14 protein-coding genes are annotated in these 13,465 nt (G+C 64.2%); 11 read left to right on the forward strand and 3 right to left on the reverse strand.

Features of this window, described 5'->3' with window-relative positions:
• From B3873_RS24185 to B3873_RS24220, 8 genes are all read left to right on the forward strand, one after another.
• The coding region (locus B3873_RS24185; protein ID WP_286869525.1) for a sulfite exporter TauE/SafE family protein at positions 1-542 on the forward strand (542 nt) is incomplete at its 5' end.
• Positions 543-605: 63 nt separating this feature from the next.
• On the forward strand, positions 606-2,303 hold the full coding sequence (locus tag B3873_RS24190) for a nitrite/sulfite reductase (protein ID WP_039784893.1): 1,698 nt from the start codon (positions 606-608) through the stop codon (positions 2,301-2,303).
• Positions 2,296-2,823, forward strand: a complete 528-nt coding sequence (locus B3873_RS24195) for a DUF934 domain-containing protein (protein WP_039785018.1) — start codon at positions 2,296-2,298, stop codon at positions 2,821-2,823. Before B3873_RS24190 ends, B3873_RS24195 begins: the two co-directional genes overlap by 8 nt.
• Before the next feature lie 30 nt (positions 2,824-2,853).
• A complete protein-coding gene (locus B3873_RS24200) occupies positions 2,854-3,585 on the forward strand; it encodes a phosphoadenylyl-sulfate reductase (protein ID WP_286869529.1) in 732 nt (243 codons plus the stop codon).
• 49 nt (positions 3,586-3,634) lie between these two features.
• Positions 3,635-4,570, forward strand: coding sequence for a sulfate adenylyltransferase subunit CysD (cysD, locus tag B3873_RS24205; RefSeq protein ID WP_286869531.1), 936 nt, complete (start codon positions 3,635-3,637; stop codon positions 4,568-4,570).
• On the forward strand, positions 4,570-5,901 hold the full coding sequence (locus B3873_RS24210) for a sulfate adenylyltransferase subunit 1 (RefSeq protein ID WP_286869533.1): 1,332 nt from the start codon (positions 4,570-4,572) through the stop codon (positions 5,899-5,901). Before cysD ends, B3873_RS24210 begins: the two co-directional genes overlap by 1 nt.
• Positions 5,902-5,938: 37 nt before the next feature.
• Complete coding sequence (gene cobA, locus B3873_RS24215) at positions 5,939-6,700, forward strand: uroporphyrinogen-III C-methyltransferase (protein WP_286869535.1); 762 nt, start codon at positions 5,939-5,941, stop codon at positions 6,698-6,700.
• A 5-nt stretch (positions 6,701-6,705) separates the two neighbouring features.
• Complete coding sequence (locus tag B3873_RS24220) at positions 6,706-7,077, forward strand: tRNA-binding protein (RefSeq protein WP_286869537.1); 372 nt, start codon at positions 6,706-6,708, stop codon at positions 7,075-7,077.
• A 75-nt stretch (positions 7,078-7,152) separates the two neighbouring features.
• Here the strand turns inward: B3873_RS24220 and B3873_RS24225 are convergent, their stop codons facing one another.
• Genes B3873_RS24225 through lptF form a run of 3 tightly spaced genes read right to left on the reverse strand, consistent with a single transcriptional unit; the run spans position 7,153 to position 9,847 of the window.
• Positions 7,153-7,536, reverse strand: coding sequence for a sirohydrochlorin chelatase (locus B3873_RS24225; protein WP_286869539.1), 384 nt, complete (start codon positions 7,534-7,536; stop codon positions 7,153-7,155).
• A gap of 48 nt (positions 7,537-7,584) precedes the next feature.
• On the reverse strand, positions 7,585-8,715 hold the full coding sequence (gene lptG, locus B3873_RS24230; protein WP_034335073.1) for an LPS export ABC transporter permease LptG: 1,131 nt from the start codon (positions 8,713-8,715) through the stop codon (positions 7,585-7,587).
• Between the two features lies 1 nt (position 8,716).
• Positions 8,717-9,847, reverse strand: coding sequence for an LPS export ABC transporter permease LptF (lptF, locus tag B3873_RS24235; RefSeq protein ID WP_121042338.1), 1,131 nt, complete (start codon positions 9,845-9,847; stop codon positions 8,717-8,719).
• 154 nt (positions 9,848-10,001) lie between these two features.
• On the opposite strand from lptF, the gene B3873_RS24240 reads away from it, so the two are divergent.
• The 3 genes from B3873_RS24240 to B3873_RS24250 all read left to right on the forward strand — a co-directional run.
• On the forward strand, positions 10,002-11,522 hold the full coding sequence (locus tag B3873_RS24240) for a leucyl aminopeptidase (protein WP_286869543.1): 1,521 nt from the start codon (positions 10,002-10,004) through the stop codon (positions 11,520-11,522).
• Between the two features lie 170 nt (positions 11,523-11,692).
• A complete protein-coding gene (locus B3873_RS24245) occupies positions 11,693-12,538 on the forward strand; it encodes a dienelactone hydrolase family protein (RefSeq protein ID WP_286869545.1) in 846 nt (281 codons plus the stop codon).
• Between the two features lie 154 nt (positions 12,539-12,692).
• Positions 12,693-13,465 (forward strand): alkene reductase (locus B3873_RS24250; RefSeq protein ID WP_286869547.1); only part of this gene is annotated, 773 nt, incomplete at its 3' end.

Here is a 13,465-nt window from a genome sequence, read left to right on the forward strand (position 1 = left end):
GCGCCCTGCCCGCTGCGCTGGTGACCACCCTGCTGCTCAAGCATTTCGGCGCCGTCAGCGACGGCATCGCCCTGACCATCCGTTATTCGATCGCGATCTCGGTGTTCCTGACCGTGGTGGCCCTGCTGTTCCGTGCACGCATGCAAGCCTGGCTCAACGCCCATCCGCAACGCCAGCTGCAGGGTGCCACGCTCGCCAACGCCACCATCGCCGCAGGCGCCCTGCTGGGCACGCTGGTGACGATTTCTTCCATCGGTGCCGGTGCCGTCGGCGCCACCTTGCTCGTGTTGCTGTATCCTCGCCTGTCTCCGGCGGAGATTGCCGGCACCGACATCGCCTATGCCGTGCCGCTGACCGCGATTGCGGCGCTGGGCCACTGGTGGCTGGGTTCGATCAACTGGGAACTGCTGGCGACCTTGTTGCTGGGCTCGGTTCCGGGCATCACCATCGGATCGCTCGCCGCGCGAGCGGTGCCGGAGAAATTCTTGCGCGGCCTGCTGGCCATTACGCTGACGAGCGTTGCAGTCAAGCTGATTTGGTAGGCTGATTTTCAATCGGGCGCACCCTGATCCGGTCGCCCATAAGACGTTAACAGGGAAGACAAGATGTACCGCTATGACCAATACGATCACCTGATCGTCAAAGAGCGAGTTGCACAATACCGGGACCAGGTGCGCCGTCGCCTGTCGGATGAGCTGGCCGAAGACGAATTCCGCATCCTGCGTCTGCAGAACGGGCTCTACCTGCAACGCCATGCCTACATGCTGCGCATCGCCATTCCCTACGGCATGCTGGCCTCCAATCAACTGCGCAAGTTCGCCGAGATCGCCGTCAAGTACGACCGCGGCTATGGTCACTTCACCACCCGCCAGAACATCCAGTTCAACTGGATCAAGCTGGAAGAGTCGCCTGAAATCCTGGAACAGCTGGCCAGCGTGGAAATGCACGCCATCCAGACCTCCGGCAACTGCATCCGCAACACCACCTCGGACGAACTGGCCGGCGTGGCCGCCGACGAAATCGTCGATCCGCGCCCCTACGCCGAACTGATCCGCGAGTGGAGCACCTTCCACCCCGAGTTCGCCTACCTGCCGCGCAAGTTCAAGATCGCCATCAGCGGCGCTGCCGAAGACCGCGCCGCGACCGCGGTACATGACATCGGCCTGCACGTCATCAAGAATGAAGCCGGCGAAGTGGGCTTCCGCGTGCTGGTGGGCGGCGGCATGGGCCGCACCCCCATCCTGGGCAGCGTGATCCGTGACTTCCTGCCTTGGAAGCACGCCATGTCCTATCTGGAAGCGATCCTGCGCGTCTACAACCAGTACGGCCGCCGCGACAACATGTACAAGGCGCGCATCAAGATCCTGGTCAAGGCCATCGGCCCCGAGGAGTTCGCGCGCCAGGTGGAAGAAGAATGGGCCGAGATCAAGGATGGCCCTTCCACCCTGACCGAAGAAGAACTGCAGCGCGTGGCCAAGTTCTTCACCGATCCGGCCTACGAAACGCTGCCGGCCGTAGATGCGGAATACGAACGCCTGAAGGCCGAAGACCGTGGCTTTGCCAACTGGATCAAGCGCAACGTCAAGGCGCACAAGCAGGCCGGCTATGCCGCCGTGATCCTGTCGCTGAAAAAGCCGGGCGTACCCCCGGGCGACATCACTGCCGACCAGATGAACTTCGTGGCCGACCTGGCCGATCAATACAGCTTCGGCGAACTGCGCGTGACCCACGAACAGAACCTGGTGCTGGCCGACGTCAAGCAATCCGACCTGTATGCCCTGTGGAAGGCCGCCAAGTCGCATGGACTGGCGACGCCCAACATTGGCCTGCTGACCGACATCATCTGCTGCCCCGGCGGCGACTTCTGCTCGCTGGCCAATGCCAAGTCGATCCCGATCGCCCAGGCCATTGCCGAGAAGTTCGAGAACATCGACTTCCAGCATGACATCGGCGACATCGAACTGAACATCTCCGGTTGCATCAACGCCTGCGGCCACCACCACGTGGGCAACATCGGCATCCTGGGCGTGGACAAGGATGGTTCCGAGTGGTACCAGGTGTCGCTGGGCGGTGCCCAGGGCAACGAGTCCTCGATCGGCAAGATCATCGGCCCCTCGTTCTCGGCCACCCAGATGCCGACCGTGATCGACCGCCTGCTGCAGGTGTACGTCAAGCAGCGCACCGAGGAAGAACGCTTCATCGACACCGTGCGCCGCATCGGTGTGACCCCGTTCAAGGAATTCGTTTACGCAACGCCGATCCGTTCGGCCGAGTATGTCGCAGGAGAAGACGCAAATGCCTGAAATCATCAAGAACAAGACCGTCGTCAGCGACGACTGGACCGTCCTGCGCCTGGCTGAAGGCGAGGCCGCAGAGACCGTGACCGTGCCGCAAGGCCGCGTGATCGTGCCGCTGAAGGTGTGGCAGGCCCAGGGCGATGCCCTGAAGTCGCGCGCCGAGATCGGCGTCTGGCTGGCCAGCGATGAACGTCCGGAAGAACTGAAGGGCCAGCTGGACAGCTTCAAGGTCGTCGCCGTGGACTTCCCCAAGTTCGCCGATGGCCGTGGCTATTCCATCGCTTACAACCTGCGTGCCCGCCTGGGCTACACCGGCGAGCTGCGCGCCATCGGCGACGTGCTGCGCGACCAGCTGTTCTACATGCAGCGCGTGGGCTTCGACGCCTTCGCCGTGCGTGCCGACAAGAACATCCACGATGCCGTCAAGGGCCTGACCGACTTCTCCGAGAAATACCAGACCTCCTGGGACGAGAAGAACCCGCTGTTCCGCCGCGTCAAGCGCGAAACCGTGCAAACCGCCGACTGAGGCGCGATCGTGAAGAAGGAAGGACAGCCCATGGCTACCCCAGGCTTGCAAGAACTCATCGCCAAGACCCAGGCCACGCTGGAACGCATCGCCGCCGAGTACGCCCCGGCGGCGCTGGCCTCCAGCCTGGCGGCCGAAGACATGGTGCTGACCGACCTGATCCTGCGCGGCCAGCTGCAGGATCGCATCAGCATCTTCACCCTGGAAACCGGCCGCCTGCACAAGGAAACCGTAGGCATGCTGGAACGCATCCGCGAGACCTACGATTACGAGGTCGCGCCCTATCGTCCCCAGCCTGAGGCGGTGGAAGCCTACGTGCAGAAGCACGGCGCCAACGCCTTCTACGACAGCGTGGAACTGCGCAAGGAGTGCTGCCACATCCGCAAGATGGAGCCGCTCAATCGCGCCCTGCAGGGCAAGGCCTCGTGGGTCACCGGCCAGCGCCGCGCGCAATCGGTCACGCGGGCCGAGCTGCACGTGCAGGAACGGGACGAAGCCCACGGCATGGAGAAGTTCAACCCCCTGGCCGACTGGTCCGAACAGGACGTGTGGGACTACATCCGTGCCAACGACGTGCCCTACAATCCGCTGCACGACCAGGGTTACCCGTCCATCGGCTGCGAGCCCTGTACCCGCGCCATCCAGCCCGGTGAAGATATCCGTGCCGGCCGCTGGTGGTGGGAGAACCCCGACTCCAAGGAATGCGGCCTGCACGTGGTCGACGGCAAGCTGGTGCGCATCAAGGCGCATGCGGCGAGCTGAACCAGAATTCAATCAAAGCAACAACAAGCAACGCATCGGAAGGTCCGGCATGAACACTGCGGTAGACACCCTCTTTTTGGACAACGCCAGCAACCGTCACCTCGACTGGCTGGAATCGGAAGCCATCCACATCATGCGCGAGGTCGCGGCCGAGTGCAGCAACCCGGCGCTGCTGTTCTCCGGCGGCAAGGACTCGGTAGTGCTGCTGCGCATCGCCGAGAAGGCCTTCCGTCCCGGGAAGTTCCCCTTCCCGCTGGTGCACATCGACACCGGCCACAACTTCCCGGAAGTCATCGAATTCCGTGACCGCCGCGCCGCTGAACTGGGCGAGCGCCTGGTGGTGCGTTCGGTGGAAGATTCGATCAAGCGCGGCACCGTGCGCCTGCGCAACCCGCAAACCGATTCGCGCAACGCCGCGCAAGCCGTGACGCTGCTGGAAACCATCGAAGAATTCAAGTTCGACGCCTGTATCGGCGGCGCGCGCCGTGATGAAGAAAAGGCCCGCGCCAAGGAACGCATCTTTTCCTTCCGCGACGAATTCGGCCAATGGAACCCCAAGGCCCAGCGTCCCGAGCTGTGGGACCTGTATAACACCCGCGTGCATCCGGGCGAGAACATGCGCGTCTTCCCCATCTCGAACTGGACCGAGCTGGACGTGTGGCAGTACATCGCCCGCGAAAAGCTGGCCCTGCCCTCGATCTACTTCGCCCATGAGCGCGAGGTGATCCCGCGCAATGGCCTCCTGGTGCCGCTGACCGACCTCACTCCGGCGCGCGAAGGCGAGACCGTGGAGAAGCAGGTCGTGCGCTTCCGCACCGTGGGCGACATCTCCTGCACCTGCCCGGTGTCTTCCGATGCCGCTACGGTGGAAGCCATCATCGCCGAGACCGCAGTGACCCAGATTACCGAGCGCGGCGCGACCCGCATGGACGACCAGACGTCCGAAGCCTCGATGGAAAAACGCAAGAAGGAAGGATATTTCTGATGAACGCCGCCGCAACCCAAGCACAACTGGCCCAGGCCTCCGCGCAACCGCACGAACGCGGCCTGCTGCGCTTCATCACCGCCGGTTCCGTGGACGATGGCAAGAGCACCCTGATCGGCCGCCTGCTGTTCGACAGCAAGGGCATCTTCGCCGACCAGCTCGACGCCATCTCGCGCGCCAAGCACAAGCGTACCGTGGGCGACACGGTCGACCTGTCGCTGCTCACCGATGGCCTGGAAGCCGAGCGCGAGCAAGGCATCACCATCGACGTGGCCTATCGCTACTTCGCCACCCCCAAGCGCAAGTTCATCATCGCCGACACCCCGGGCCATGAGCAGTACACCCGCAACATGGTGACCGGTGCCTCGACTGCCGACGCCGTGATCATCCTGGTGGACGTGTCCAAGGTGAAGCTGGGCGAGGACGGCAGCGTGGAGCTGCTGACCCAGACCAAGCGCCACTCCACCATCGCCCACCTGCTGCAGATCCAGCACGTGATCGTGGCCGTCAACAAGATGGACCTGGTGGACTACGACCAGACCGTCTATGACCGCATCGTTGGCGCTTACCAGCAGTTCGCGCAGCAACTGGGCTTGAAAGACGTCCACGCCATTCCGCTGTCGGCGCTGGCCGGCGACAACGTGGTGGAAGCCAGCGCCCGCATGCCCTGGTACCAGGGCCCGACGCTGATTACCCTGCTGGAGTCGCTGTCGGTCTATGAAGATGCGCACGAAGAAGCCTTCCGCTTCCCGGTGCAGTTGGTGGCGCGCCACAACGGCCATGAAGCCAATGACTTCCGTGGCTACATGGGCCGCATCGAGGCCGGCAAGGTCGCCAAGGGTGACAAGCTGGTGGTGCTGCCCAGCGGCCAGAGCGCCACCGTCAAGGACATCCAGACCCTGGACGGCTCGCTGGAATCGGCTACGGCCGGCCAGTCAGTGACCATCCTGCTGGACGAATACCTGGACATTTCGCGCGGCGACCTGCTGGCGGCCGAAGCACAGCCATCGACCATCCTGAAGACCGTCAACGCGGATGTGTGCTGGCTCTCCGAAGAACCGCTGGACCTGCGCCGCAAGTACTGGCTCAAGCACACCACCAAGCAGGTGGCCGCGCGCGTGGCCAAGGTCGATACGCTGCTGGACATCAACACCCAGGAACGCCGTCCTGCCGACACGCTCAAGCTCAACGACATCGCCCGCATCAGCGTGAACGTGCAGCAGCCCATCGCGGTCGATGCCTATCAGGACATCCGCGCCACTGGCGCCTTCATCCTGATCGACGAAGTGAGCCATCAGACAGTGGCCGCTGGTATGATTCGGATCGACTGAATTTCCTTCGATCCGCAATCGTCTCTTCGACCAGGCCATGGCCACCCAACAGGCAGCGACTTCACCTTCTTCCGATTCACCCGCCCCCAGCCCGGAGCATCCGGGCATGGTGTGGCTGATCGGCTCCGGCCCCGGGGCAGCTGACCTGTTGACGGTACGCGCCGCACGCCTGCTGGCGCAGGCCGACATCGTGCTGCACGATGCCCTGGTCACAGAAGAGATCCTGGCCCTCTGTCCGCAAGCCGTGCAGGTGTCGGTCGGCAAGCGCAGCGGCCAGCGTTCCACGGCCCAGCCCGTCATCAACCAGAAGCTGGTCGAAGCGGCGCAGCAGTACCGCCGCGTGGTGCGCCTCAAAGGCGGCGACCCCATGCTCTTCGGCCGTGCCGATGAAGAGATGCGGGCGCTTGAAGCCAACAGCATCCCCTACGAAATCGTCCCCGGCATTACTGCCGCACTGGCAGCCGCCTCGGCCGCCAAGCGTCCGCTCACGCGGCGCGGGATTGCGCGCAGCGTCTCGCTGTTCACTTCCAGCACGGGCGTGGATGAGCCGGATGAAGTGCGCATGCCCAATGGCGATACGCTGGTGCAGTACATGGGCGGACGCGAAGCCACGGCCACGGCGCAGCGCTTGCTGGCTTTGGGCCATGCGCCCGATACGCCGGTCGTGGTGGTGGAGAACTGCAGCCGTCCTGACGAGCACATCTACCATCTGCAGCTGGCCGGCCTGGAAGCCGGACTGCAGGCCTGCAGCGGGCCGGTGCTGGTGATGATCGGGCCGGCGTTGGCGGATCGGGACTGAAGCTCATGCACCTGCTCCACGACCCTGCCGCCACTGCTGCTGCTGCCATCGATTTCGAGGCCTTCCTCAAGGTCGATATCCGCATCGGCACCATCATCGCCGCAGACGCCTTCCCTGAAGCACGCAAGCCAGCGTTCAAACTGAAGATCGATTTCGGCCCGGGCATCGGTGTGCGCCAGAGCAGCGCCCAGATCACCACCCACTACACGCTGGAGCAGCTGGTCGGCCGCCAGGTGGCGGCGGTAGTGAATTTCCCGCCGCGCCAGATCGGCAAGTTCATGTCGGAAGTCCTGACGCTGGGCTTTCCTGACGCCCAGGGCGAGGTAGTGTTGTTCAAGCCCGACCAGGCCGTGCCCAACGGCGCTCGCCTGTTCTGAAGGGCTCACGCCCCCCCCAAAAAAAGATGGCCCGTTTCCGGGCCATCGTCGCATCCAGGAGTGCTGACCGCCGGATCAGCTATTGACCGTCCCCACGCAATACGCCGCAATCGCCTGCAACACCGCCTCATCCTCGCCAACCGCAGCGACGGTACGCACTTCCACCCCCGGATGCGCCTGGCGCAATTGCTCCAGCAGTTCCGGCAGATCACGGCGCACGTGGCCGCCCTGCCCCAGGAATACCGGAATGACAGTCACGCGCCGGCTGCCGGCGGCAATCTGCCGGGCCGCCACGGTCGGCAGGTCCGGCTGCATCAGTTCCAGAAAGGCCAGCTCCACGCTGGTCCCCGGCATGGCCGCCTGCGTCAGCGCGCGCAGGCGCTCGAAAGGCGCAGCCCAGGCAGGGTCGCGAGCGCCGTGGGCGAACAGGATCAGGCTTTGGGAGGTGGCTTGGCTCATGATGTACAGCAGTCTTTCAGGCTAAATAAACGAAATCGCAGGACGGACTCAGGTCCGCTCCACCCACCACAGCGCGCCAATGGCCAGCACCATGAACAGCAGGCTGGGCAAGGCCGCGGTCATGAAGGCCGGCCAGGTATTGAGCAGACCCAAATGGGAGAACAGGCTGTTGATGAGCTGGAAGCAGACGCCGATCATGATGCCGGTGAAGATCTTCAGGCTCACGCCACCGGCACGGAAATGCAGGTAGGCAAACGGCAAGGCCAGCGCCAGCATCACGAAGATCGACAGCGGATAGACGATCTTCTTCCAGAACGCGATTTCGTAACGGTCGGTGCGCTGATTGTTGGCTTCCAAATGCTTGGTGTAGGCCAGCAGGTCATAAGCCGACATGCGGTCCGGATCGGCGAAGAGCACCGAGAGGATTTCCGGCGTCACTTCCGACACCAGCTTCAGCTGCGGCAGCTTCACGGTCTTGACCGGCTCGGTGATCTTGCGGTCCTTGCCGCCGACGAAGTCCGATTGCACCACGTCGTTGAGCACCCACTGATGATTGCCCTCGTAGATGCCATCCTTGGCCACGACCATGCGCGCCATGTGGAAGTCGGTATCGAGCTCGTACAGCTTGACGCCTTCGATGCGGCCATCCGGTTGCACGGTCTGGATGTTGATGAAGCGGCTGCCGGTGACGTTGCCTTCCAGGCCGTTGTCCTTGATGACGTCCTTGGCCCACATGCCCGAGCGGAACTGCGAAGACATCGATGCCCCCTGCGCCTGCAGCTTGAGCTTTTCGGCCCACTCGGACGCCTTGGGCGCGATCAGTTCGCCGAACACGATGGTCAGCACCGCAAAGCCCACACCGATGCGCAGCAGCACCTTGGCCGCCATGCCGGTGGACATGCTGGAGACGCGCATGATGGTGAATTCCGAGCGCGCCGCCAGTTGCGAGAGCGTGTAGATGGTACCGATCAGCACCGCCGTCGGCATCAGTTCATAGACATTGCCGGGCAAGCCCATGAGCACATAGAACACCGCCTGCTGCAGCTTGTAGCCATTGCGGCCGACCTGCTCCAGCTGGCCCATCATCTCGAAGAAGGCGAACAGCGCCAGGAAGGCCGCCAGTGCGAACAGCACCGAGCGCGTGATCTCGGCAGTGAAATAACGTTGGATGACTCTCATCTCAGGCCTCGCGCTTGAACGTCAGGGCGCGGCGCACTCGGCTCCACATCCGGGATGGGTGATAGGGATGGTTGATGTTCAGGCGCAGGACGAACATGCCCACGATCAGCGCCACCACGATCAGGTGGACCGGCCACCAGGCCATCACGAAACTCATGCGCTGCTGCGCCACCGAAGCCTGGAACACGCTGACCGTATTGGAGTAGACGACGAACAGCAGCAAGGCCACCAGCAGCCCCAGCGAACGGCCGGCACGCGGGTTCACGAAGGACAGCGGAATGGCCAGCAGCATCAGCGCCAGCGCCATCAGCGGCAGGGCGATGCGCCACAGCAGTTCGCCGCGCGCATAGCCGTCCTGCTTGGCCAGCAGTTCCTTCATCTGCAAGGCGCGCGCAGAGCGTTCACCGGCGGCACTCTGCGACTGGTTGCCGATCAGCAGGCCATAGCGTTCAAAATCGACGATCTGGAAATCCGGCAGGCTGGGCGAGCCATCGTAACGGCGGCCCTTGTTCATGACCACGAACTTCTCGCCATCAGGATCGATCTGGGTCTCGCCTTCCTTGGCGACGACCACGCTGTTCTTGCCATCGGCGTTGATGGTGTTGACGAAGATGTTGCGCACCTTGGAGGCATCGCCGGAAATACCCTCGACGAAGAAGATCCGGTTGGCCGCCGCCGACTCCTGGAACTTGCCGGGGGAGACGCGGGCGATGTCCTCGCGCTGTTCGAAGCGGCTGCGGTATTCGCTGCTCTGCTCGTTGGCCCAGGGCGTCACCACGAAGGACAGCGTCGCCACCAGGGCCACGATGGGCCAGCCGAAGCGAATGACCGGCGCGATCCAGCGCGTGAGCGACATGCCGCAGGCGAACCAGACCACGATCTCGGAATCCTGGTAACTGCGCGTCATCACCAGCAGCACCGAGATGAACCCGGTGAGGATCAGGATGATGGGCATGTAGTTCAGCGACTGGAAGCCGATCAGGGCCAGCACGTCTTGCGACGCAACCTGGCCGCCTGCGGCCTGGCCGAGGATCTTGATCAGCATCACCGTCAGCGTGATGGTGAACAGCGTAGTGAAGACCCCACCTGCGGTGCTGGTCAGTTCGCGTCGTAGGGCGCGTTGGAAAATCATGGGAATGCTGGCTTGGTTTCTGGTGTCGGGATCGTTGTAGGGATGGCCGGTGCCCGGCATCGTGTCCGAGGCTGGCTCACCTGACAGAACTCATGCGCGCGTCGCGACGAAATGGGCTCTATAATCGCCAAGTAATTCATATAAAGGACGAACGATGGACTTTAGCACAAAAACATTGGACGCAAAAAACGCCTTGACGGGCGTAAAGACCGGCGCACTGGTCGTTGGCATCTATGAAAACCGCAAGCTGTCCAAGGCCGCCGGTGCCCTCGACAAGCTGGGCGCCATCAGCGCCGCGCTGAAGTCGGGCGACATTTCCGGCAAGCCGGGCTCGACCCTGCTGCTGCGCGGCGTGACCGGCATCGCCGCCGAACGCATCGTGCTGCTGGGCCTGGGCAACGAAGACGAGGCCGCTGACAAGAACTTCGCCGCCGCCAGCGGCGCCCTGGTGCGCGCCCTGGCCACCCTGGGCTGCGACGACGCCGCCCTGGCCCTGCCCTTCGACGGCATCAAGGGCCGTGGCCTGGACTGGGCCATTCGCACCGTGGTGCTGGCCGGCCGTGACGCCGTCTATCGTTCCGACACGATGAAGAGCAAGAAGGATCCGGCCCCCACCGGCGTCAGGAAGATCACCCTGCTGGTCGCCGCCGAGCAAGGCGCTGCCGCCAAGGCCGCCCTGGGCGAAGCCGTGGCGCTGGCCAACGGCATGGCACTGACCAAGGAACTGGGCAACCTGCCCGGCAACGTCTGTACCCCGACCTACCTGGCCACGACCGCCAAGAAGCTGGCCAAGGAATTCAAGCTGGGCGTGGAAGTGTTGGAGCGCAAGCAGCTCGAAGCGCTCAAGATGGGCAGCTTCCTGTCGGTCACCAACGGCAGCGACCAGCCGCCCAAGTTCATCGTCCTGAAGCACCTGGGCGGCAAGGCCAAGGATGCACCGGTGGTGCTGGTCGGCAAGGGCATCACCTTCGACACCGGCGGCATTTCGCTCAAGCCGGGCCTGAACATGGACGAGATGAAGTACGACATGTGCGGCGCCGCCTCGGTGCTGGGTACCTTCCGTACCATCGCCGAACTGGGCCTGAAGCTGAACGTCATCGGCGTCATCCCGACCTGCGAAAACATGCCCTCGGGCCGCGCCACCAAGCCGGGTGACATCGTCACCTCGATGTCCGGCCAGACCATCGAAGTCCTCAACACGGACGCCGAAGGCCGCCTGATCCTGTGCGACGCGCTGACCTATGTGGAACGCTTCAAGCCGGCTGCCGTGGTCGACATCGCCACCCTGACCGGTGCCTGCGTGGTGGCCCTGGGCCATCACAACACGGGCCTGTTCACCCGCGAGGATGACACCCACGACCAGCTGGCCAACGCCCTGCTGGCGGCCGGCAAGGAAAGCGGCGACACCGCCTGGCGCATGCCGATCCAGGACGCCTACCAGGAGCAGTTGAAGTCCAACTTCGCCGACATCGCCAACATCGGCGGCCAACCCGGCGGCAGCGTGACGGCAGCCTGCTTCCTGGAGCGCTTCACCCGCAAGTACACCTGGGCCCACCTGGACATCGCCGGCACCGCCTGGAAGAGCGGCGCGGCCAAGGGCGCCACCGGCCACCCGGTACCGCTGCTGACCACCTGGCTGCTCAACCAGGCGCGCGCCAAGTCGGCACGCGCCTGATGGGCCTGCGACACGGAGACGGAACCGGCCACGCCATGACCGCCCTCTTGTCGCAGATGTCCCCGGACGCCGCCCTGGCAAGACCACCGCAGCACGCCGTGTTGCGGTGGTTTTTTTTCATCTTTTTACTGCTGGTTGCCAGCCCTGGACTGATCCTGCCGGGACCGGCCATGGCGCAAGACGCGCCGATGCCGCCCGCACAGACCGTGCGTTTTCCTTCATCTGACGGTAAAACCACCCTCACCGGCTATCTCTACGATCCCTTCGGTGCCGGCCCGCATCCGGCCATCGTGCTGCTGCATGGTCGCGCCGGCCTGTATTCCTCCCGCGTCAATGCGGCCTGCACGCAGATCGGCCCGGCCATCCCCTCGCCCTGCGATGCCAGCACGCTGACCGCCCGCCATCTGGACTGGACGCGCTATTGGCTGGCACGCGGCTACGTGGTCCTGCTGGTGGACAGTTTCGGGCCGCGCGGCGTAGCCCACGGCTTTGGCCGCCATACGCATGGTGCGCCCGAACGCGCAGCCGTCAATGAGCTCAGCGTGCGGCCGCTGGACGCGGAAGGAGCGCTGCAATGGCTGGCCACGCGCAGCGAAATCGATGTCCGCCGCATCATGCTGCAAGGCTGGTCCAATGGCGGCAGCACGGCACTGAACGTGATGCAGCGCCAGGCTGCGCGGCCGGCGGGCGATGCGCCCTCCTTCGCCGCCGCGCTGGTGTTCTATCCGGGATGCGGCAAGCAGGCCCTGCTGTCGTCCCACCCCGAGTTCGACAAACCGATGCAGGTGCTGCTGGGCAGCGCCGACGAGGAAGTCTCGCCGCTGACCTGCGAGCGCGTCCTGCGCCAGTCCATCCGCCTGCGCCAGGCACCGCCGCCGGTGGTCACGCTCTACGCGGGAGCCACACATGACTTCGACGACCCGGGCCGTGCACGCCAGTCGGTCGAGGCCAACCGCGCTGCGCGCCAGGATGCGCAGACCCGCCTGGGGCTCTGGCTGGAGCAGATTTCACGCTGAACATTGCTGGCCAGCAAAGCCGCAGCGACCGCCTGCAAGGCTGCGCGTTCCCCTCTAGACTGTGAACTTTTTCCGGAACACTGCCGCCCCCGCCGTGGTCGGTAGCAAGGTCGACGCAGTTCATCCCATCGAATGCCAACAAGAAAGGATCAGCATGACCAACGCCAATACCAATGCCCATCTTCACAGTGACCTCTTCAAGCCCATGCAACTGGGTGCGGTGCAATTGCAGAACCGCATCGTCATGGCGCCGCTCACCCGCAGCCGCGCCAAGGCGGGCGACGTGCCCACCGAACTGGCGGCCGAATACTATGCCCAGCGCGCCGGCGCCGGCCTGATCATCGCCGAGGCCACCCAGATCTCGCCACAGGGCAAGGGTTACGCCTGGACCCCGGGCATCTACAACGAATCGCACGTGGCCGGCTGGAAGAAGATCACCGACGCCGTCCACGCCAAGGGCGGCCGCATCTTCCTGCAGCTGTGGCACGTGGGCCGCATCTCGCACCCTGACCTGCAGCCGGGCAACGCGCTGCCGGTCGCGCCCTCGGCCATCAAGCCGGAAGGCAATGCCTTCACCGAGAGCGGTTTCAAGCCCTTCGTGGAACCGCGCGCACTGGATGCCTCTGAACTGCCCGCCATCGTCGAGCAATACAAGATCGCTGCGCAACTCTCCCTGCAGGCAGGATTCGATGGTGTGGAAATCCACGCCGCCAACGGCTACCTGCTGGACCAGTTCCTGCGTGACAAGACCAACCAGCGCACCGACAACTACGGCGGCAGCATCGAGAACCGTGCCCGCCTGCTGCTGGAAGTGGTGGAAGCGGTGACCTCGGTGATCCCCAGCGAGCGCGTGGGCATCCGCCTGTCGCCCATCAGCCCGGCCAATGACATCGCCGACAGCGATCCCAAGGCCCTCTTCAGCTATGT

This window comes from Herbaspirillum sp. UBA812, assembly GCF_002296545.1.
In the GTDB taxonomy this organism is placed as follows: domain Bacteria; phylum Pseudomonadota; class Gammaproteobacteria; order Burkholderiales; family Burkholderiaceae_D; genus Herbaspirillum; species Herbaspirillum huttiense.